The 21,255-nt window shown below is 68.9% G+C and carries 24 protein-coding genes; all 24 read left to right on the top strand.

Going from position 1 to position 21,255, the window contains the following annotated elements:
• The first annotated feature begins 1 nt into the window (after position 1).
• Positions 2–604: a site-2 protease family protein gene (locus QME70_01840; protein ID MDI6893352.1), complete on the top strand. Its 603-nt coding sequence runs from the start codon at positions 2–4 to the stop codon at positions 602–604.
• Positions 605–658: 54 nt separating this feature from the next.
• Complete coding sequence (gene trpS, locus QME70_01835) at positions 659–1,645, top strand: tryptophan--tRNA ligase (protein ID MDI6893351.1); 987 nt, start codon at positions 659–661, stop codon at positions 1,643–1,645.
• A gap of 33 nt (positions 1,646–1,678) precedes the next feature.
• Complete coding sequence (locus QME70_01830) at positions 1,679–2,428, top strand: segregation/condensation protein A (GenBank protein ID MDI6893350.1); 750 nt, start codon at positions 1,679–1,681, stop codon at positions 2,426–2,428.
• A complete protein-coding gene (gene scpB / locus QME70_01825) occupies positions 2,385–2,948 on the top strand; it encodes an SMC-Scp complex subunit ScpB (GenBank protein ID MDI6893349.1) in 564 nt (187 codons plus the stop codon). The genes QME70_01830 and scpB overlap by 44 nt, the downstream gene beginning before the upstream one ends.
• Positions 2,949–2,965: 17 nt before the next feature.
• Positions 2,966–3,595, top strand: coding sequence for a hypothetical protein (locus QME70_01820; GenBank protein MDI6893348.1), 630 nt, complete (start codon positions 2,966–2,968; stop codon positions 3,593–3,595).
• A 111-nt stretch (positions 3,596–3,706) separates the two neighbouring features.
• Complete coding sequence (gene ytfJ / locus QME70_01815) at positions 3,707–4,192, top strand: GerW family sporulation protein (GenBank protein MDI6893347.1); 486 nt, start codon at positions 3,707–3,709, stop codon at positions 4,190–4,192.
• 15 nt (positions 4,193–4,207) lie between these two features.
• Entirely contained in the window at positions 4,208–5,002 is a 795-nt protein-coding gene (locus QME70_01810; protein MDI6893346.1) for a Ku protein, read from the top strand.
• An 8-nt stretch (positions 5,003–5,010) separates the two neighbouring features.
• A complete protein-coding gene (gene ligD, locus QME70_01805; GenBank protein ID MDI6893345.1) occupies positions 5,011–6,030 on the top strand; it encodes a non-homologous end-joining DNA ligase in 1,020 nt (339 codons plus the stop codon).
• Positions 6,031–6,056: 26 nt separating this feature from the next.
• A complete protein-coding gene (gene ligD, locus QME70_01800; protein ID MDI6893344.1) occupies positions 6,057–6,977 on the top strand; it encodes a non-homologous end-joining DNA ligase in 921 nt (306 codons plus the stop codon).
• Between the two features lie 464 nt (positions 6,978–7,441).
• Entirely contained in the window at positions 7,442–8,035 is a 594-nt protein-coding gene (locus tag QME70_01795; protein ID MDI6893343.1) for a spore maturation protein, read from the top strand.
• 40 nt (positions 8,036–8,075) lie between these two features.
• Positions 8,076–8,597 (top strand): spore maturation protein, encoded by a 522-nt coding sequence (locus QME70_01790; GenBank protein ID MDI6893342.1) that lies wholly within the window; start codon positions 8,076–8,078, stop codon positions 8,595–8,597.
• Between the two features lie 182 nt (positions 8,598–8,779).
• Positions 8,780–10,174, top strand: coding sequence for a hypothetical protein (locus tag QME70_01785; GenBank protein MDI6893341.1), 1,395 nt, complete (start codon positions 8,780–8,782; stop codon positions 10,172–10,174).
• A 64-nt stretch (positions 10,175–10,238) separates the two neighbouring features.
• Positions 10,239–11,561 (top strand): FAD-dependent oxidoreductase, encoded by a 1,323-nt coding sequence (locus QME70_01780; protein ID MDI6893340.1) that lies wholly within the window; start codon positions 10,239–10,241, stop codon positions 11,559–11,561.
• Positions 11,558–12,091, top strand: a complete 534-nt coding sequence (locus QME70_01775; GenBank protein MDI6893339.1) for a hypothetical protein — start codon at positions 11,558–11,560, stop codon at positions 12,089–12,091. Before QME70_01780 ends, QME70_01775 begins: the two co-directional genes overlap by 4 nt.
• Before the next feature lie 67 nt (positions 12,092–12,158).
• A complete protein-coding gene (locus QME70_01770; GenBank protein MDI6893338.1) occupies positions 12,159–13,616 on the top strand; it encodes an aminotransferase class V-fold PLP-dependent enzyme in 1,458 nt (485 codons plus the stop codon).
• A gap of 103 nt (positions 13,617–13,719) precedes the next feature.
• On the top strand, positions 13,720–14,454 hold the full coding sequence (locus tag QME70_01765; protein MDI6893337.1) for an FCD domain-containing protein: 735 nt from the start codon (positions 13,720–13,722) through the stop codon (positions 14,452–14,454).
• A gap of 134 nt (positions 14,455–14,588) precedes the next feature.
• Entirely contained in the window at positions 14,589–14,831 is a 243-nt protein-coding gene (locus QME70_01760) for a hypothetical protein (protein MDI6893336.1), read from the top strand.
• On the top strand, positions 14,821–16,653 hold the full coding sequence (locus QME70_01755; protein MDI6893335.1) for a cobalamin B12-binding domain-containing protein: 1,833 nt from the start codon (positions 14,821–14,823) through the stop codon (positions 16,651–16,653). The genes QME70_01760 and QME70_01755 overlap by 11 nt, the downstream gene beginning before the upstream one ends.
• Positions 16,654–17,769, top strand: a complete 1,116-nt coding sequence (locus QME70_01750) for a hypothetical protein (protein MDI6893334.1) — start codon at positions 16,654–16,656, stop codon at positions 17,767–17,769.
• A complete protein-coding gene (locus tag QME70_01745) occupies positions 17,669–18,433 on the top strand; it encodes a pseudouridine synthase (protein ID MDI6893333.1) in 765 nt (254 codons plus the stop codon). Before QME70_01750 ends, QME70_01745 begins: the two co-directional genes overlap by 101 nt.
• A 4-nt stretch (positions 18,434–18,437) precedes the next feature.
• Positions 18,438–18,959 (top strand): isochorismatase family cysteine hydrolase, encoded by a 522-nt coding sequence (locus QME70_01740; protein ID MDI6893332.1) that lies wholly within the window; start codon positions 18,438–18,440, stop codon positions 18,957–18,959.
• An 11-nt stretch (positions 18,960–18,970) separates the two neighbouring features.
• A complete protein-coding gene (locus QME70_01735) occupies positions 18,971–19,990 on the top strand; it encodes a nicotinate phosphoribosyltransferase (GenBank protein ID MDI6893331.1) in 1,020 nt (339 codons plus the stop codon).
• Entirely contained in the window at positions 19,987–20,259 is a 273-nt protein-coding gene (locus QME70_01730) for a hypothetical protein (protein ID MDI6893330.1), read from the top strand. The genes QME70_01735 and QME70_01730 overlap by 4 nt, the downstream gene beginning before the upstream one ends.
• A gap of 67 nt (positions 20,260–20,326) precedes the next feature.
• Positions 20,327–21,229 carry a radical SAM protein gene (locus QME70_01725; GenBank protein ID MDI6893329.1) on the top strand — a complete coding sequence of 301 codons (903 nt, stop codon included), beginning with the start codon at positions 20,327–20,329 and terminating at the stop codon, positions 21,227–21,229.
• The last annotated feature ends 26 nt before the right edge of the window (positions 21,230–21,255 follow it).

The raw sequence follows: 21,255 nt of genomic DNA, 5'->3' as shown, positions 1-21,255 counted from the left end.
GTTGTTCGACATCTCCCTCATCGTGGGATTGCCTGCCCTGCTCCTGGCCATCGTGGGGCACGAATACGCCCACGGCCTGGTCGCAGACGCCCTGGGCGACCCCACCCCGCGCCGGATGGGCCGACTCACCCTCAACCCCCTTGCTCACCTGGACCCGGTGGGCATTCTCTGCCTGTGGCTGCTGGGTTTCGGCTGGGCCCGACCCGTGCAGGTCAATCCCTATTTCTTCCGGGGAAACCGCAGTACCGGGCTGCTGCTGGTGGCGCTGGCGGGACCCTTTGCCAACCTGACCATGGCCTGGCTGGGGGTGGCCGTCACCAAGGCACTGGGATACTCCCTGGGCCTGGCCGGGACCATCCTCTTTTCCGCCTTCGTGCGCTACAACGTCAATCTGGCCGTCTTCAATCTGCTGCCGGTGCCCCCGCTGGACGGCTGGAGGGTGGTGGAGAAGTTCACCCGCGGCTCCTGGGTGGAGACGGTGGAAAGGTACGGATGGGTGTTCCTGCTCCTGCTCCTGGCCACGGGCGGCATCGGCCGCATCCTGGGCCCCCTGGCCATTCACGTATACCGCCTTCTCGATCTTGCCACCAGGTGGCTGGGGTAGGCGGCACGGGCCAGCCGTGCCCCGGCCGCCCACCCGGCACCCGGCGGAGGTGTTCTGACCTTGCGTATATTGAGTGGAATGCGTCCTACAGGCAAGCTGCATCTCGGTAACCTGGTGGGGGCCCTGCAGAACTGGCTGCGACTGCAGGAGGAGCACGAGTGCTACTTCCTGGTGGCCGACTGGCACGCCCTCACCACCGGGTACGCCGACACCTCCGAGCTGGCGGATAACGTGTGGGAGGTGGTGATGGACTACCTGGCCGCCGGTCTCGACCCGGCCCGGTCCGTCATCTTCGTCCAGTCCCAGGTGTCCGAGCACGCGGAGTTGCAGCTTCTCCTGTCCATGATCACCCCCGTCGGATGGCTGGAGCGGGTGCCCACCTACAAGCAGCAAATGCAGGAGATGCCGGACCGGGATCTCTCCACCCACGGCTTTCTGGGGTACCCGGTGCTGCAGGCAGCCGACATCCTGATATACAGGGCGGACGGGGTGCCGGTGGGGGAGGATCAGGTCCCCCACGTGGAGCTGACGCGGGAGATCGCCCGTCGCTTCAACTACCTGTACGGCCCCGTATTCCCGGAGCCCCAGGCCCTCCTGAACGTGGTCAAGATCCTGCCGGGCATCGACGGGCGCAAGATGTCCAAGTCGTACGGCAACCAGATCAACATCGCCGATCCCCCCGAGGAAATCCGGCGCAAGGTGGCCCAGATGGTCACCGACCCCACCCGCGTCTACCGCCGGGATCCCGGGCACCCGGAGGAGTGCTCCGTGCACATGTTTTACCGGGTCTTTGCCCCCCAGGTGCAGGACGAGCGCGCCGAGGCGTGTCGTAGGGCCGCCCGCGGGTGCGTGGAGTGCAAGCAGATGCTGGGTGATGCCCTGGTGGAGTGGCTGGCACCGATTCAGGAGCGGCGCCGGTCCCTGGAGCAGCGGCCCGAGGAAGTGAGGGAAATCCTGCTGGCCGGACGCGACCGGGCGCGCCAGGTGGCGAAGGCCACTCTGGAGGAAGCGCGCCGGGCGGTGGGAATCTTCCGCCTGTGAAACGGGCGGTACCAGGGCGGGATATGGTCATCCATGAACTATGCGGTCCGCCTGTCGGTGTTTGAGGGTCCCCTGGACCTGCTCCTGCACCTGGTGGAAGCCAACCGGGTGGATGTGTATGACATCCCGGTGGCCCAAATCGCGGAGCAGTACCTGCAGTACCTGGCCGCGCTCTCAGCCGTGGACGTGGACGCGGCCGCCGAGTTCGTGGTGATGGCAGCCACCCTGCTGGAGATAAAGGCCCGCATGCTGCTGCCCCGTCCGCCCGTGCCCGCGCAGCCGCAGGAACCGGACCCCCGCCAGGACCTGGTGGAGCGGCTGGTCGTCTATCGCAAGTTCAAACAGGCCGGTGCCTACCTGGAGGAACTGATGGCCAGGCAGGGGCGGTGCTACCTGCGCGGGGGCAAGACGCCTGCGGGCGAGGTGGCTGCCGGGGAACTGGCGGTGAGCCGCCTGCTGGAGATGCTGCGGGCCCTGCTCAAACAGAGGGCACCGGTGATGGAAGTGGCCCGGCGACGGGTGAGCGTGCGGCAGAAAATGCGGGAGATCGTGTGGCGCCTGCGGAGAAGCCCCGCCGGAATTCGCTTCGGGAACCTGCTGCCTCCCGGAGCGGGGAGGGAGCAGGTGGTGGTAACTTTCCTGGCCCTCCTGGAACTGCTCCGGCTGAGGCGCATCGCCGTGCGCCAGGAGGGACTTTTCGGGGAGATACTCGTTTTCCCCGCCGGGAGGGGGATGCCAGGTGCAGACGGACGCCGGCCAGGCGCAGTGCCCGCCAACGCCTGAAGAGCTGCCCGCGGTCTGCGAGGCGCTGCTGTGGGCATCCCCGTCGCCTGTCAGCCCCGAGCAGGTGGCCCAGGTGAGCGGGGCGGAGCCCGAACAGGTGAAGGCTGCCCTCGCCCTGCTGGAGGAGCGGTACCGGAGTGGCAGTGCCCTGCAGGTGCAGAGAGTGGCAGGTGGTTACCAGATAACCACCCGGCCGGAATATGCCCCGTACATAGAAAAGCTCCTGCGTCCCAAGCCCCAGCCCCTTTCCCGGGCGGCCCTCGAGACCCTGGCCGTGGTGGCGTACATGCAACCTCTCACCCGGTCGGACATCGAGTCGGTGCGCGGGGTAGATTGCGATGCCGTCCTGCGCACCCTGAGCGAGCGCAAGCTGGTGCGGGAGGTCGGCCGCAAAGACACGGTGGGGCGCCCCATTCTCTACAGTACCACGCCGGAGTTCCTCCGCCTGCTCGGTCTGGAAGACCTGGGGCAGTTGCCGCCCCTGGACACCTGGGCAATATATCCGGGGGAGAAAGACTGAGCCTTCTCTGGTCCGCCGTGGCAGCGGGCGTCGTGGCCCTCGCCTTCATCCTGGTACTGCCCTGGCCCCTGCGCCTGCAATTGCGGGGAGAGGTGAAGCCGGGTAGTGCCCTTCGTGTCACTGCCCGGGTGGCCGTCTGGCGAAAGTGGCTCTGGACTGCGACCCTTCCCGCCCCGCTCACCCGCGGCGGGAGGCGCCGCGCCGGGCGGCGTGCCGTACCGTGGGACCGGTTTCTGGCGCGACGGCTCTCGCTCCCGGGCGGGGCGTGGGACCGGGCCCGCCTGCTGGTACCCGCGCTGGCCAGGGGACTCCGTTACCTGGCCGCTCACCTGCGCGTCGTCCGCCTGGTCTGGCACACGCGCGTCGGGCTGCCCGATGCGGAGCTGTGCGCCCTGGCGGCGACTGCGATCCAGATGGGGCAGACGGCGGCCGGGCTGGCGGCCTCGCGGGCCCGCCCGCTATCACCCCTGGACATCCGGGCATATCCCGACTACCGCCGCCTGGGCCTGGACACCTTTCTCGACTGCACCGTGAGGGTGCCGCCGGCCCGGATCCTGGCTGCGGGTCTGCTGGTGCTGGCTCCACTGCGTGGCTGCTCGCAAGATCGGCCATCACCCGAGCCGCGAGGCAGGTCCGCCATGGATTGAGGCGGCAGTCTGCGCGCTGGGGGGTCGCATAGCGCACCCGCCCGGTGCCCATGCTATGAGCGCCGGGCGGTCCCGTCGTGGGCCATCCGCGCGCAAAGGGGGTTGGACGCCGTGCCGGAGCATCCCATCGCTACTCTGATGAAGACCGCCATGGAGAATATCCGCCAGATGGTGAACGTGGGGACGGTGGTGGGCGATGCCGTGGAGACGCCCGACGGCTCGGTCATCGTCCCGGTGTCGCGGGTAAGCTTCGGCTTTGCCGCCGGGGGAGGCGAGTATGAAATCGGGGGGGGCGGCGGGCGGGGCGGAGCCGGGGGAGGCGGGGCAGAAGAGGAAGGACCCCTTCCTTTCGCCGGCGGGAGCGGGGGGGGCGTCACCGTTCAACCAGTGGGATTCCTGGTGGTGGGGCAGGGGAATGTGCGCCTTCTGCCCGTGGACCGCAGCGCCTTCTACGACCGCCTGATCGACATGGCCCCCCAGGTGATAGACCAGGTCTGGTCGCTGACCCAGGGTGGGGGCGGACGGACGCGGGATCGTCGGCGGCATGAGGGTGGCGAGCGGCAGGAAAACGAGCCGGGGCGCTACCGGCCTGCCTAGGGGGCGGAGGCGGCCGTGCGCAGTCTCTGGAAGGGCAGTATCTCCTTCGGACTGGTCAACATCCCCGTGCGCCTCTATGCCGCCACCGAAGACAGGGACGTCCACTTCCACCTCCTGCACCGGGAGTGTCGTACCCCCATCCGCTACCAGCGCTTCTGCCCCACCTGCGGGGAGACGGTTCCTGCGGACGAGATAGTCCGTGCCTACGAGTGGCAGCGGGACGTATACGTCCCCGTGGAGGAAGAGGAGCTCGAGCGCCTGCCTCCGGCGGCCGGGCACGCCATTCGCATCCTGGATTTCGTGAGCCTGACAGACATCGACCCCATTTACTTTGACCGCCCGTATTACCTCGAGCCCATGGACGGTGCGGAGCGCTCCTACGCGCTCCTCCGGCGGGCCATGCGGGAGTCAGACCGGGTGGCCGTGGCCCAGGTGGCGTTCCGCCAGAAGGAGCACCTGTCCCTGGTCCGGGTGTACGGCGGCCGGGTGCTGGTGCTGGAGACCATGCACTACCCCGACGAGGTACGCGACCCCTCGCCCCTGCGCGGCGCGGAGCAGGAGATGGAGGTCGATCCCCGCGAGCTGGAGCTGGCCCACACCCTGATCGAGCGTCTTACGGTGTCTTTCGACCCGGGCAAGTACCGCGACCGGTACCGCGAGGCCCTGCTGGAGTTGGTGGCCAGGAAGGCCCAGGGCCAGAAATGGGAGCTGCCCCGGCCCCAGGAGCCGGTGGGGGTGGAGAGCCTGCTGGAGGCCCTGCGGGAAAGCGTGCGCCTGGCCGAGGATGCCACCGCAGGCGCCAGGAAGTAGGCCGCCCCATGCCCCTGCATCCCGGCCAGGTGCGCCCCATGCTGGCATACGCGGTCCGGGAGCCTTTCGATTCGCCCCATCACCTCTTTGAGCCTAAGTGGGATGGCTACCGCTGCCTGGCCTTCCTGGAGTCCGGGACGACCCGCCTGCAGAGCCGCAATCTCCGCGACATCACGGCGGAGCTCCCTTCCCTGGCAGGGTTGCACCGGCTGGTGCGGGCACGGCAGGCGGTGTTGGACGGCGAGATCACCGCCTGGCAAGGGGGCCGGCCCTCCTTCTCCGCGCTCCAGGCCCGGGCGGGCCGCCTGGTCTTTGTGGCTTTTGACCTGCTGGAAAACGGGGGACGGGAGCTGCTGGACCGGCCCCTGGAAGAGCGCCGGGAGGCCCTGGAGCGGGTGGTAACCCCCGAGGCGGCCGTCAACCCCCAAGGGGCGGGCGACCCCCAAGGGGCGGGCGACCCCCAAGGGGCGGGCGACCTGGTCCTCTCGCCGGTGGTGCCCGGGAAGGGGCGGGACCTGTTCGCGCGGGCGGCCGCCCTCGGGCTGGAAGGGGTGGTGGGGAAGGAGCGGGGCAGTCCCTACCTGCCCGGCCAGCGTTCCCGGTACTGGCTCAAGGTCAAGGTGAGGCGCACGGCCGACTGCGTCATCGTGGGATACCGGCTGGCGCCCGGTGGTGAGCTGGGGTCCCTGGCCCTGGCCATACCGGCAGAGGGCGAATGGCGGGTGGTGGGACACGTGGGGACGGGGTGGGACCGCGCGATGGGCGGCCGCATCCTTTCGCTCCTGCGGCCGGGCCCGCCCCCCGCCCGCATCCCCGGGGAGCTGCGCCGCGACATCACCTGGGTGGAGCCCCGGCTGGTATGCAGCGTTGCATATCTGGAGGTCACCCGGGACGGTATGCTGCGCCACACCAGCTTCCTGGGCCTGCGGCCTGACCTTGACCCCCGCGAAGCCGGTCCGGAACGGGACCTGGGCACCGACGCGGGCGAGGTGGGCGGGGGCGCGGGTCCGCCCGAACCGGTGTGGTGACCGACAGGGGAAGGAGGCCAAACGGGATGGCGGCGAGAGCAGGTCGACGGGTGCTGGTCGACGGGCGGGAACTGCGCCTGAGCAACCTGGACAAGCCCCTCTGGCCGGACGATGGCATCCGCAAGGCCGACCTCATCGAGTACTACCTGAAGGTGGCCGACGTCCTCCTTCCTCACCTGGAGGGCCGCCCCCTCACCTTCACGCGATATCCCGACGGCATCGCCGGCGAATCGTTTTACCAGAAGGACCTGCCCGGGCACGCTCCGGATTGGATCAGGGTGTTTCCGTATCGTGGTGAGGAGCACGTGATTCGGTTCGTCCTTGCCCAGGACCGCGCCACCCTGGCCTGGCTGGGGAATCAGGCCTGCCTGGAGATACACCCCGCACCCTGGAAGTCATCCCACCCCGATCGACCCGACCGGCTGGTGATCGACCTGGACCCGGCGGCCCCGGCCACCTTCGAAGACGCGCGCCGGGTGGCCATCATGGTGCGCACGCTCCTCCAGGAGTTGAGGATCAGGAGTTTCCCCAAGACCTCGGGCGCCACCGGCATCCACGTGTTCATACCCCTGGTGCCAGAAGGTGGTCCCGAAGACGTGACGGGGACGGCGGAGGCGCTGGCGCGGGTCCTCCACGCCGCCCGGCCGGACCTGATAACCCTGGAGAGGACGGTGAAGAGGCGCACGGGAAAGGTCTACGTCGATTACCTTCAGAACGCCCGCGGCAAGACCATGGTGGCCCCCTACAGCCCCCGGCCCCTGCCCGGTGCTCCTGTTTCGGCTCCTTTCGCCTGGGATGAGTTGGAGCACGTCTCCCCGGGCGAGTTCACCGTCCGCACCATGCCCAACCGCCTTGAGCGCCGCGGAGATCTGGCCGCGGGGCTGCTCGAGCGGGGCCACCGGCTGGGGGAAATCAGCGACCTCCTGCACGCCCTCCCGTTGCAGTAACGATTTGAGGCCCGCGGCAACCTTCGCACCGGCCACCGTGCATCCCTGCAGAGCTCACCCGGACCTTTCGGCCCGGATGAACCCTTACGGAACACACGGTAACCTTGGCCCGTCTGCCCGGAGTCCTCGCTGCTTTGACCGGTCCGCACCTCGCGGCGCGTGACCGATCTCGCCAGGCCCCGGGTCAGACTTGGCTCGACCACCATGGACCGTCAATCAGGCCCACCAGGCGCCCTCGGGCACCTGGCAGTACCCTGGAGGGCCCATGATGATCTGCGCTCCGGCCACCGTCGCCCATCGTCAGCGAGGAATTCTCGTGCACCCAGGACGACGGTGACCTTTGCCCGGCCACGGCACGTCCCCTTGGGGAACGTGCAGCAGCCTTCGCCCGGCTACCGCGGACCTCGCTAGCTATTGTGCCCGGGCCCTGCATTTTTAACCGGGGGCCGCGTAGGGTTTGCCGGGTGAGGCATTTGCTCAACGCAATATGGTTGTTTCTCATCGTGGTCGGCGTCGCCGCGGCAGCCGCTCACGGTCGCACAGACCTTCTCACAGCGGAAGTATTCGCGTCGGCAGAGCGGGCCGTCACGTACACGCTGGAAATGGTAGGGGCCATGTGCCTCTGGTTGGGCATCCTGCGCATCGGCGAAAAAGCGGGTCTGCTCCAACTCCTGGCCCGCGGGGTGTGCCGGTTGCTGGGTCCGCTTTTTCCCGGCATACCCCGCGGGGACCCCGTCCTGGGGACCATGGCCATGAACCTGAGCGCCAATATCCTCGGGGTGGGGAGCGCAGCCACACCTTTCGGGCTGGCCGCCATGAGCAGGCTGCAGGAGCTCAATCCCCGGCCGCGGGAGGCGTCAGCCGCCATGTGCACCTTCCTGGCCCTCAACTCCTCCGTGCTCCTGCTCGTGCCTTCGGCACTGCTGGCCGTCCGTTCCGCCTGCAGATCGGAGGCGCCGGCGGCAGTGGTGCCGGTGATAGCCCTGGTCAGTGGCATCTCCTGGGTAAGCTGCATGCTGCTGGACGCCTTCATCCGCTGGCGTTCGCGAGGGCGCTGAACACGACGCGGGACGGGAGGAAGCGGCCGTGGCAGAGGTGATGCAGGAGGCCAGCCGCTGGATGGTACCGGCCCTGCTGGTGCTGATCCCGCTGTACGGAGCCTGGAAGGGGGTACCCGTCTATGACGCCTTCGTGGAAGGGGCCGCCCAGGGACTGGAGGTTTCCCTGCGCATCCTTCCCTACCTGGTGGCCATCATGGTGGCACTGGCCGCCCTGCGCACGTCCGGACTGCTGGAGGCGGTCCAGGATCTGCTGGGGCCGTTGCTGGACAGGTGGGGCGTTCCCGCCGACGTCCTCCCGCTGGTCCTCATTCGGCCCCTGTCGGGGAGCGGAGCTCTGGCGGTGACCACCGACCTCCTGCGCCGTCACGGACCGGACAGCCCGGCGGGGTTGCTCGCTTCCGTCCTGCAGGGCTCGACGGACACCACATTCTACGTGTTGAGCCTCTACCTGGGTTCGGTGGGCGTTCGCCATCCCCGCTATGCCCTGGGGGTGTGCCTGTTCGGCGATGCCATCGCCTTCCTGGCAGGAGTGCTGCTCTGGCGGATGCTGCTTTCGTAGCTGCGCTGCCGGGCAGGGAGCGGCCGGCGTGGGGAAGGATTTCCCCGCGTCATGGCGAATTGGACAAGCGGGTGGGGTACTACTCATTGATGAGGAGGAACGGAGGCGAGACGCGCCGGCAGGCAGAGGAAGAAGCGGGGAGAGGTCCGGTTACTCTGGTCAATAGGAGGTGAGGTAGGGGTATGATGCCGGTACTGACACCGTACCACTGGGTTTACCTGGCCTTCGTTGTCCTGGTGCTGCTGTTCATGATCAAGCGTCGCGACCCGGTGGCGGTCTGCCTGCTGGGCATCCTGGCGGTGAGCTGGGTGGCCTCGGGCAGCCTGGTGAGGGCGATCCGCAGCACCTTCGACGGTGTGGTATTCGCGGGAGTGGACCTTTTCAGCACCATTGCCGTCATTTCCGTCATCGTGGCCATGTCGCGGGTGCTCAACGAGATCGGGGCCATGGAGCGCATGATAGCGCCCTTCCGCGGATTCATGCGCACCCCGGCCCTGGCCTACTTCGGCAGCGCGGTCATCATGTTCGTATTCTCCCTGTTCTTCTGGCCGTCCCCGGCCACCGCCCTGGTGGGAGCCGTGCTCATGCCGGCGGCAGTCGCCGGGGGCCTGCCCGCCATCGGCTTCGCTTCGGCCATCAACCTGGCCGGGCACGGGGCGGCGCTGTCGGGGGACTTCGTGATCCAGGGGGCGCCCCGCATCACCAGTTCGTCCGCCGGTATCCCGGTGAACGACGTCATCGTGGCTTCCTGGCCGCTGGTGCTGGTCTCGGGTGTGACCGCCCTCATCGTGGGCTACATCCTGCTGCAGCGCGACATGGCGGCGGGGCGGATCGCGGGCGTGAACCTGACCGGTCGCCTGGAAGCAGAGAAGCAGGAGGTCGTGCCCGGCAGCGAAAGGGCTTCGCGCACCGCGGCCATCGTGGTGCCCATCGCCTTCCTGCTGGACGTGGTGGGCATGTTCGTCCTCGACCTGCGGGGTGGGGATGCCACCGCCCTGGTGGGCGGCACCGCCTTCATCATCATGGCGATCTTCTCCTTCTGGGCCCTGGGGGACAAGGCCCTGGAGAAGCTCACCCAGCACCTGGTGGAAGGCTTCGTCTTCGGCCTGCGGGTGTTCGGTCCCGTGCTGCCCATCTACGGCTTCTTCGTGATGGGCGAGGTGAGTCCCTTCAAGGCCATCGTGGGCGACTTCCTGCCCCAGGGTTCCCTGGGCATATTCGGTGACTTCGGTGCCGCCCTGGCAGCCGCCATACCGCTCAACGTGGTGGCGGCGGCCATCGGCCAGACCGCGGTCGGGTCCATCACCGGCCTGGACGGCTCCGGCTTCTCCGGGTTGAACCTGGCCGGTTCCACCGCCAAGGTGTTCGCCACCGCCACGGGCCGCAGCCTGGCCACCCTGACTGCCATGGGCCAGCTGGGCGGCATCTGGGTGGGCGGCGGCACCCTGATCCCGTGGGCGGTGCTGCCCGTGTCGGGCATCACCGGGGTTTCGCCCATGGACCTCACGCGCAGGAACTTCCTCCCCACGGTGGCTGCTCTGGGGGCGGCCACCATCTTGACCATGTTCCTGGCTTAGGTGGACACTGGGGAGGGGAGATCGCCCGATTTCCCCTCCCCACTCGGAACGGGAGGTGAAAGGTGTGGCGCGCGTGGTGGTGGTCGGCGGAGGATGGTCCGGGTGCGCCGCTTCCCTGGCCGCGCGCAAGGCGGGTGCCGAGGTGGTACTGCTGGAACGCACCGACCAGTTGCTGGGCACGGGGCTGGTGGGCGGGATCATGCGCAACAACGGCCGCTTCACCGCCGCGGAGGAGATGATCGCCCTGGGGGCGGGCGAGCTGTTCCTGGCCTGCGACGAGCTGGCCAGGCACCGTAACGTCGATTTCCCCGGGCACAGGCATGCCACCCTGTACGACGTAGCCCGCATCGAACCCCGGGTGCGCAGGATACTGCAGGATGCCGGGGTAGAGATCCACCTGCAGCACCGGGTGACTGCGGTCGAGCCGGGCGGGGGCGGGGTGGAGGCCGTGCAGGCTGCTTCCTCCGGGGGCAGGAACCGCTGGGAGGGCGACGTGTTCGTGGACGCGACGGGCAGCGCCGGCCCCCAGGGAAACTGCACCCGGTACGGGCACGGGTGCTGCATGTGCATCCTGCGCTGCCCCTCTTTCGGCCCGCGGGTGAGCGTGGCGGAAAGGGTAGGGGTAAAGGAGAAGATGGCCCGCACCCCCGCCGGGCAGGTGGGTTCCATGAGCGGTTCCTGCAAGATCCTCAAGGATTCCCTGGCTCGCGAACTGCAGCAGGCACTTGACCGCGACGGGGTGGTGGTCCTGCCCCTACCGCCCCATTTGCGCAAGGCCGACCTCTCCAAGAAGGCGTGCCAGCAGTACGCCCTGCCCGATTTCGCCGAGAACCTGGTGCTGCTGGACACCGGGCACGCCAAGCTCATGACCAGCTACTTCCCGCTGGAAGCCCTGCGTTCCATACCGGGTATGGAGAACGCCCGCTACGAGGACCCCTACGCCGCCGGGGTGGGCAACTCCATCCGCTACCTGGCCATGAGTCCCCACGACGAGGCCCTCAAGGTGGAAGGGGTGACCAACCTGTTCTGCGGCGGGGAGAAGGCCGGACCCGTGGTGGGCCACAGCGAGGCCATCTGCACGGGTACCCTGGCCGGCCACAACGCCGCCCGCCGGGCGCAGGGGCTGCCCTTGCTGGTTCTGCCCACCAGCCTGGCGGTGGGCGATGCCATCGCCCAGGTCACCGAGCGCATGCGGGGGCCGGAAGAGGGGTTGACCGAGAAGTACACCTTTTCGGGGTCGGTGTACTTCGCCCGCATGAAGGCCCTGGGCCTGTATACCACCGATCGCATGCAGATCCGGCAGCGGGTGCGCCAGGCGGGACTGGAGGGCGTCTTTTCCGGCCTGGCCCGGGCCGAGGCGGCCGTCGCCCGGGATGAGAGCTCATGAGCAAGGGGAGGAGCGTGGGCGAGGGGAAGAGGGTGGGCGAGGGGAAGAGGGTGGGCGAGGGGAAGAGGGTGGGCGAGGGGAAGAGCGCGGGCGAGGAAAGGCGCGATCCCTACCTCGGGGGCATTCCCCCGGCCCGGTTCGTGCGTCACCGCCCGGTCACCGGCGTGGTGGTGGCGATCCTGGCGGGTTCCCTGCCCGACCGGGGGCTGGAACTGATCCCGCAACCGTCGCGGGTCTTGTGCGGGGGAGAAGTGCACGAGCTCATCCTCACCACCGAGGACGCTGGCCCCGGTTCCCGGGTGGACGCCATCTCCTACCTGGGCTTCTTCGAAGTGAAGCAGGGGGGAGTGGTGGTGGCGGGCGACGACGTCAGGGTGCGGGGGTCGGTGATAGGCGAGATAGCGGGGTTTGACGCCACCCACATGCCCAACCACCTCAACGTGGTGCTCAAGGGCAGGGTGGCCCTGGACGGGCTGGCCTGGCGCTTCGGGCTGGGCGACCAGGTGGTTATCGGAGGTTCTCCCGCCTGAGCCGCGGCAGCGCCCGTGAGCCGGGGACGGCGATGAAGAACTATGCAACATATCGGGAGGGGTGAGGATGGGTTTCTCGTATCGGTTTCAGCTTTACCGCTACCTGCAGCAGAACACGGGGCGCATCTACGAGGAGATGCGCAGGGCAGCGGACGAGATCGGGATTCCGCCCGAGCTCCGGGGCAGGTTCGGCCTCACGGGGGCCATTTCCGGTGCTCCCGCCCCCCTGCGCCAGGACATCCTGGAGGCCAGCGAGAAGGGCGCGGGCGAGGTGATCCCCCTCGCCCGCCTGGTGGACGAGATCCGGGAGATCGTCAAGGACGTCTACGGGGACGATTGGGACGTCTGCCCGGTAAACACCTGCGAGGCGGGCCTCTGGGTTTCCTTCGACTGCCTGTGCACGCCGCCCAACCTGGGCCGGGGCGACAACTACCGGGCCCGCTATATCGTCCCTTACGAAAAGCACCTCCACCACCAGGGAGCATACGGGCGGCCCTTCCCGCCCAGGTACAAGGACATCCTGGCCGACCGCGGTTGCACGGCGGGGGAGCTGGGCTTCTATGGCAAGCGGCTGAACAACCTGGACACGGTCATCGTCCCCCTGCCCGGAGCGCAGTACCCCAATCACGGCATCAAGTACCACCCGGTGCCCTTCATGCTGGGCGTGAACCCGGAGGCGAGCCGGGAGGCCTTGGCCGAAGCGGCGGAGAGGCACCGCAGCCTCCTGAGCGGGTTCAGTTCCCTGGGGTACGACACCCCCGGGTACGGTTACGGAGTGAAGGACGAGAAGGGTACGCCCGTGCTGCTCAAGCACGTGGGGGAACTGGCCCGCCGCTACAACGTGCCGTACGTGGTGGACAACGCCTGGGGCCTCCCCTTTGTGGGTACTGACCCCCGCGCCATCGGGGCGGACGTAATGGTGTACAGCATGGACAAGGCTTCGGGGGCGGCCACCAGCGGCCTCATCATCGGCCGCGAAGACGTGATGGTACCCATCCGGCGGGCCCTGGGCATGCACGGGGATCGTTACGGTACCACGGCCTCATACGGCAAGGCGGCCTACGTCACCCAGGACCCGGGCAAAGAGGCGCTCCTCACCCAGATCCAGGCCCTCAAGGTGCTGCGCGACCGGCCCGAGGTACTCACCCGTCCGGTGGAGGAACTGGAGACCATCGTGCGGGAGGAGCTGGCCGGGCTACCCGAAAAGGTGCGCGCTGGCCTGGTGGTCAGCAAGTCGTACAACTCGGGCACGGTCGAGATCAACTACGAGCGCACGTGGCAGGACGGGATGGGACTGCCGGTCTTCTCCATCGAGGACATGTACGCCGGCAGCCACCTCATCCAGACCGGCCTTTCCCAGATGGGGATCATCCCGACCATCTGCTACGATGCCAACATCTTCATCTCGCCCGGCATGGGCACCAGCGACCCGGAGGGCAACCTCATCCCCGACCGCACGCGCCTGGCGGTGCGCGGCCTGGTGCGGGTGCTGGACATCGTGGCCCGCTGGTCCGGGCTGGCCTGAGGCGCCGCTAAACACCCGCGCTGCGCCCGGGGAGGACGGCGGCGCGGGCAGGTATCGCTGACACGGAGATGAGACGGCAAGGTGGCACGAGAGGGAGGGCAAAGTGGAACAGGAGCTTGAGTACCTGGCCTTGAAGGCCGTGGCCGAGGCCCCCGAGCCCCTGGGCTCCTGGAGCCTGCGGGACGGGCTGGTGCAGGCGGGCATCAGGCTGTCGGAGGCCACCGCCGGCCGCATCCTCAGGGAGATGGACCGGCGCGGGTTCACCGCACGGCAGGGCTTCCGCGGGAGAGTGCTCACCCCCCGGGGGCAGGACCGCCTGGAGGCCCTGCAGCGGGAACGGCGGACGTCCCTGAACCAGCATGCCTTCCTGCAGGCCCTGCGCGCCCACAACCGCGAGCAACTGCTGGAGATCCTGGAGGCCCGCCGGGCCATCGAGAGCGAGGTGGCCCGGCTCGCCGCCCTGCGCGCGACGCCCGCCCTGCTGGAGCAGATGGCGGGGGCGGTGAACCGTCACCAGACCCAGGTCAGCGCCCGGCTCACGGGCTGGCAGGAAGATGCCTCTTTCCATCGCCTGCTCGCCCAGGCGGCGGGAAACCGCGTCCTTCTGGCGGCCAGCGAGCTGGTGCGGGAAGAAGGCCAGCTTTCCCCCGTCCTGGAGTACATCCGGGGACGGGTGGGGAGCGTCATGGTCACGGACCACCGCACCATCCTGGAGAAGGTGATGGCCCACGACCCGGAGGGTGCCCAGCAGGCCATGGCCGGGCACATCGACAGCATCATCCGCGACGTGCTCAGGTTCTGGGAGGAGCAGGCGAGCGGGGCCAGCCCGAACACCTGACACCACCCGCCGGCAGTCGGACCGGGGCCACCATAGCCGGGGCCGCGGCTCCTGCGGCTGGCGCGGCGCAACTCAGTCGGTGCCAGGGAGCCACAGGCGGGGCTGGTCATCAGTGATGAGGTGGAGGCGGACAAATGGGAGAGGCGCTGGACCGGGTGGCCGATGCCATCGACGTGGAAACGTTTTTGCTGGGGCAAACCGAAGAAGAGTGCCTCCGGTTGGCGCGCGCTCTGATGGAGGAGCTGGGCCTCCCGGAGTGCGACGTGATTTCGCTGCAGTACCGGGGCCTGGGGGCCAGGGTGCGACTGCGTGCCTACGTACACCGGCCCGGCGGGACCTACGGCTGGCTGAAGAGGGTGGTGCCCCATGCCGGGTAAGCGGGTCCTGCTGGCGCCCCTGGACCCCGTGCACGACGTGGGCCTCAAGCTCATCAAGAAACAGCTCGAGGGGCAGGGTCACCGGGTAACCCTGCTCTCCCCTGACCTCACCCCGGAAGAGGTGACCCGGGCCGCTCTGGCCGAGCACCCCGATGCCCTGCTGGTCAGCCGCACGGTGGGATACGAGGCGGCGGAGCTGCTGGCCCGGCTGGCCGACCTCCTGGACGGAGCCGGTCTCAGGCCACGCATGCGGGTGGCCGTGGGTGGGATGGCCGTGCGGCCGGAGCTGGCCGCCGAGATGGGGTACGATGCCGGGTTCGGCCCGGGGACACCCCCGCAGGCGGCAGTCGCCTTTGTGGAAGGGACGCCCCTGACGGCCGGAGAGGAGGCTCTGACCCTCCAGAAACCCGGCCTGTGTGCCGGCTACGGTTACGGGTGGAAGGACGCGCCCATTGGGGATCTGGCCCGGGAGCTGGCCCGCGGGTTCATCGCCTGGGGTGAGGGTGCCACCACCCCGGGAACCCGGCGGGCTGCCCTGGTGCAGGCCATGGCCCGGGCCGGCGGCTCCGATCTCAGGCATCTCGAGGAGGAATACCTCCAGCTTTGCAGCCCGGAAGTGGCGGCCATGAGGCAGGGGGAACTGCCCTCTCACTGCCGGCTTATCGGCCCCGAGGAAGGGGAGCGGGCCCTGGAAGTCCTGGCGAGGGGCAGAGGGTGGCATCCGCTGGTTAGAACCCCCGACCGCCGTCCCGTGGTATTCGTGCAGTACGGTACCGGGTGCCCCATCATGGACGCCCTGCACGCGGTGGTGGCCACCCGGTGGGGCGCCCAGGGCACCGTCCATTTCGATCCCGCCTGGAGTGCCCGCCATGAGGGGCTGCCCCGCGGTTTGCTCTCCTGGAGTGCGGACGGCACTTTCTATACCCCTGAGAACCTGCGCTTCTTCCGGCAGGCAGCCGGCACCCACCTGCTCTGGCAGGTGCGCGCCCATCGCGGGCTGAACACCCCTGAGACGGTGGTGTGGGCTGCTATCACCGGCGCCGACCTGACCAAGATCAACCCCGTATACGGTTCTCTGGGCGGGGGAACGGACCCGGAGCGGCTCCTGGTGGATGCCCTTTCTGCTATGCGTCTGGCTGCCTCCTACGGCCTGCCCTTTGACGTGGTGACCAACGAGGAGCTGGGCGGGGTGCCGGCCCACAAGGCCATCGCCGGCATGCTGGTGGTGGTGGCGACGGGCCTGGAACTGGGGGCACGGCCCATCCTGCAGCCCCTGTTCTGCTACTCTCCCGAGGCCATGCTGGAAGGGTACATGGACCGCGACTACGTGGACTGGAATGCGGCCAAGGTGATTGCCCTCCGGCGCATCATCGACGCCCCGGTGTGGCCGGGAGCCCCCATCGGGTTCCTCACCCACACCGAGGAACGGGTGCAGTCAGGGGTGACCACGGCCCTCCATGCCGGCCTGGCCGCCTCCCTGGGCGTGGATGCCATCACCATCGCCTCCACAGACGAAGCCTACTCCCGCGGCCCCATCAGCGCAGCGGCCCGGGTGGATTCCCTGCGCGCGGTGGGGGAGGCATTCCGCTTCCTGGGAGAGGCAGCCGTCTCTCCGACGGCCAGGGCAGAACGCCTGGCCGAGGAGCTGCTGGGGGGCGTGGCCGCCACCCTGGAGACGGCCCTCGACCATCCTTCGTTCTGCGACGCCCTCTACGCGGGTGTGTTCGGCAGCCGCGAGGAGGGGGGCAATCCCGGCCGGGCGGGCAGGGGCACCGTCTCCCGGTCCGGCGGCAGCGGTGTGTCCCGGGTGGGGTCGGCGTAGATGGGCCCGCCGGTGCTGGGGTGCGTGGGCACCGCCAAGAACGCGGGCAAGACCACCGCTCTCACCGCCATCCTGCACGAGGCGCGGGCACGCGGGTACGGGGTGGCCCTGACCAGCATAGGGTACGACGGGGAAGAACTGGACAACCTTACCGGCCTTCCCAAGCCGCGGGTCGAGGTGCACCCGGGAGACCTGGTGGCGAGCGCCCGCCCCTGCCTGGAGAAATCCCCTCTGGGATGGGAGCTCCTGGCCGACTGCGGGACCGCCACGGCGCTGGGCCCGCTGGTGCTGGCCCAGGTGACTTCTCCCGGGCGGGTCATCCTGGCGGGGCCGGCATACCGGCGCGGCCTGCGCCGCCTGTGCCGTCTCCTTGCCGCTGCGGGTCCGGATCTGGTGCTGGTGGACGGAGCCTTCGGTCGGCTCTCGCCCCTGGCAGGGGCGAGCGGCGTGGTGATATCCACGGGGGCGGCCCGCTCCCGCGACCCGGACGTTCTGGCCCGGGAGACCGGGGCCATTGTCCAAGTGTTTTCCCTGCCCCGCAGCCCATTGCGGGGGCGCTGGCTGCATCACCTGCAATCGGAATCAGACTGCCGCCAGGCGGTCCGGTACCTGAGCGCAGGCGAACAAATCCTGGTTCCCGGGGTGGTAACCCTGCCGGCCCTGGCCAGTCTGGCCGGCCTGCTCGCTGACGCCCGGCCACACGGGGGGAGGATTGTGTTCGCCCACCCCGTACAGCTCCTCCTCGCAGGCTCGCCCCCGCAGGTTATGACGGTGCTGGGACATCTGGGGAGCCTGGGTGTGGGTTTGGCAGTGGGGAGCGGCCCTGCTATACTGGCGGTGACGGTCAGCCCCTATTACCCGCAGCCGCTCGGGCCGGGCCGTTTCGCGGCGGCTTTCGTAGATGCGCACGATCTCCGGTCCCGCGTGGCGGCCGCTGCCGGCGGGCGCGTGCCGGCAGTGGATGTCCGTCACGATGGTGCCGCAGAGCTGTGGCGGGCGGTGGAGGAGGGCTTGTTTGGGACCCAGGGAAAGGCTGAACCGCTACCTGGCCCGTTGCGGCCTGGGGGCGCGGCGCAGGTGCGAGGAACTGATCCGGGCGGGGAGGGTGGAGGTTAACGGCCGGGTGACCACCGACCCGGCCACCACGGTGGACGCCGCCGGGGATCGGGTGACGGTGGACGGCCACCAGGTGCACCCCCAGGAGCATGTTTACATCCTGTTGCACAAGCCACCCGGGTACGTGAGCACGGTGCAGGACCCCCTGGGAAGGCCCACGGTGCTGGACCTGGTGCCCTGCGATACCCGGGTGTATCCGGTGGGCAGGCTGGACTGGGACACCTCCGGGTTGCTCCTGCTCACCAACGATGGGGCCCTGGCATTCCGTCTCACTCATCCCCGCTTCGGGGTGGCCCGCACGTACCGCGCCCTGGTACGGGGGATGCCCTCGCCCAGGGCGCTTGTGCGGCTGCGCCGGGGCGTCCAGGTGGCGGGCAGGCGCACAGCCCCGGCCGATGTGCGCGTGGCAGGCAAAGAGGTGGGGGATGCCTGGCTGGAGATCACCGTCCGGGAGGGCAGATACCACCAGGTCAAGCTGATGACGGAAGCGGTCGGGCACCCCGTCCTGCGCCTGGTGCGCATCGGCATGGGGCCGCTCCGCCTCGGGCGTCTCCCCCCGGGACGCTTCCGGTTCCTGTCCGAGCGGGAAGTGGCCGCCCTGCGCCGGGCGGTGGCGCGGGAGGAAAGCCCTGTGCAGAGGCGAATATCAAGGCGCGGGGGGTGAGCGGATGGAGAGGCGAGCCCTGGTGGTAATCGACATGTTGCGGGACTTTGTGGCGGAGGAAGGCAGCCTGTACTGCGGTCCGGCCGCATCCGCCCTGGTCGAGCCTGTGGCAGCAGAAATCCAGCAGGCACGCCGGGAAGGAGCTCCCGTGATCTACGTGTGCGATCGCCACCGGCCCGATGATCCCGAGTTCGCCATGTTTCCGCCCCACTGCGTCGAGGGCACCCCGGGAGCCGAGGTGGTTGCGGCCCTTGCGCCACGTCCGGATGATCGGATCACAGCCAAGCGGCGTTTCAGCGGGTTCTTCGGCACCGACCTCGATCTCAGCCTGCGCGAGCTCGAGGTCGACCGGCTACGCCTGGTCGGGGTATGCACCAACATCTGCGTGCTTTACACGGCCGCCGATGCGCGCATGCGGGGTTACCGGGTAGAGGTGCCTGCGGACAAGGTGGCTTCTTTCGATCCCGAAGCCCACCGATGGGCTTTGGGGCAGATGGAGAAAGTGCTGGGGGTGCGCGTGCTGTGAGACCGCCATTCATGCGCCTATCCGAAGTGCCAAATTATGATCCTGGGCCCCGCCTTCTGTATTCGGCCACCCCCGACGAAGTGGCCAGAGGGGCCACCACCGACATCTACTTCCTGCGGACGTACGAGATCCTGGAGCGCCTGGGCAGGCTCGACACCCCGGTAGTGGCCGAGATTTTCACCAGCCGGGCCGGGGTAATGGCCGGGGTTCCGGAATGCCAGCAACTCCTGGCCGGCCGCAAGGTGGGAGTCTGGGCTCTACCCGAGGGAGAGGAGTTCGGCGGGAAGGAAGTGGTGATGCGCATCGCCGGTCCATACGTGGAGTTCGGATTGCTGGAAACCGCCCTGCTGGGCATTCTGGCATCCAGCTGCGCCTGGGCCACAGCCGCCCGCGAGTGCCGGAAGGCGGCCGGGGACAGGCTGGTGATCTGTTTCGGGGCCCGGCACGTCCATCCCGCGGTGGCACCGGTGATGGAGCGGGCAGCGCTGGTGGGCGGTGCCGGCGGAGCCAGCTGCATCATGGCCGCCCGGCTGGCCGGGAGACTCCCTTCCGGTACCATACCCCACGCGGCCATCCTGATCGCGGGCGACACGGTGGAGGTGGCCCGGGCTTACGACCGCTACATGCCTGCCGACGCGCCCCGCATCATCCTGGTGGACACCTTCAAGGACGAGGCCGAGGAGGCCCTGCGGGTGGCACAGGCTCTCGGTCCTGCCCTGAATGGCGTCAGGCTGGATACTCCGGCGGAACGGGGCGGGGTGACACCGGACCTGGTGCGGGAGGTCAGGCAGCGACTGGACCAGGCCGGATTCTCCCATGTGAAGATCTTCGTCTCGGGCGGGCTTGACCCGGCGCGCATCGCCCTGCTGGCCGAGGCAGGGGCGGATGCCTTCGGGGTGGGCAGCTACATCTCCGGGACCAGACCCATCGACATGACCCTGGACCTGAAGGAGGTTGCCGGGCAGCCGATAGCCAAGCGGGGTCGCATCCCGGGCATCACCCCCGGCACCCGGCTGCAGAAGATTCTGTGAAAGGCAGGGACGGGGCCGAACCTACCCGGGTATTCCCGGCACCCCCGCGGGCCCGCGGCGCCCGCCGGCCCGACGCGACTCGCGACCGGACCCGGCCGGCGGCGTCGTCCCGCATGCCCCGGCGACCGCCTTCATCCCGTGCGCCCCGGCGGCCGCGGGGGCGGCAGTGGAATCCCTTTGCCCGGCCCGGCCTGTTCCTGGCCGTCACCGCCGGGACGTTCCTCCTGGGGTTGCTCCTGGGCCTGGTTCTGGGTCTCAAAGGACACTAGCCCGCCGGTTTGAGTGTGGCTACCGGACAGGGTGAGCTGCGCACTCTACGGTGTGGGGGGTGGTGTCTTGCCGGCAAGTGGCCCGGCGTACAGGCGGCACGGTCCGGGGTTGATAAGGGCGCGGGCCGAGGCAGCCTGGGAACTGGCCGACCCCTGCCGTCTCTGCCCGCGGGAGTGCGGGGTCCGGCGACGGCATGGGGAGGCAGGGGTGTGCCGGACGGCAGGGCGGGCCGTGGTGTCCAGCTATGGACCACACTTCGGGGAGGAACCTCCTCTCACGGGATGGCGGGGGTCTGGCACGATATTCTTCGCGTGGTGCAACCTGCGCTGCATCTACTGTCAAAACTACCAGATCAGCCAGGAGGGAGAGGGTCGCGAAGTAGGCGACCTGGAGCTGGCACAGATGATGCTCACCCTCCAGCAGCGGGGGTGCCATAACGTCAACCTGGTCAGCCCCAGTCACGTGGTGCCCCAGATCCTTTCCGCCCTAGCCATAGCGGCTGAACAGGGCCTTGCCCTGCCGCTGGTGTACAATACCGGGGGATACGATGCTGTCTCCACCTTACGTCTCCTCGACGGCATAGTGGACATCTACATGCCCGATATGAAATACTCTGATGCGGAAGTGGGCAGGCGGTTGTCGGGCGTATCCGACTATCCCGAGCGTAACCGGGAGGCCGTGCGGGAGATGCACCGCCAGGTGGGCGACCTGGTGATGGACCAGGGGTTGGCCAGGAGAGGACTCATCGTCCGCCACCTGATCCTGCCCCGCGGCCTGGCGGGGACCGAGGAGGTGGTCCGCTTCCTGGCGGAAGACATTTCGCCCCGCACCTACGTGAATATCATGGGACAGTACCGGCCGTGCTATCGGGCCCGGGAAACGGAAGAGTTGGCCCGGCCGGTCACGACGAAGGAGTACGTGGCGGGCCTCGAAACAGCGCGGCGCGCGGGTCTGCGCCTGGCCGGGTGAGGGCGGGGAAAAGGGTGGCTGGCGGG

This window comes from Bacillota bacterium (assembly GCA_030019365.1).
Classification (GTDB): Bacteria; Bacillota; Sulfobacillia; order JACIYH01; family JACIYH01; genus JACIYH01.
This window is presented reverse-complemented; position numbering and strand designations above follow the sequence as displayed.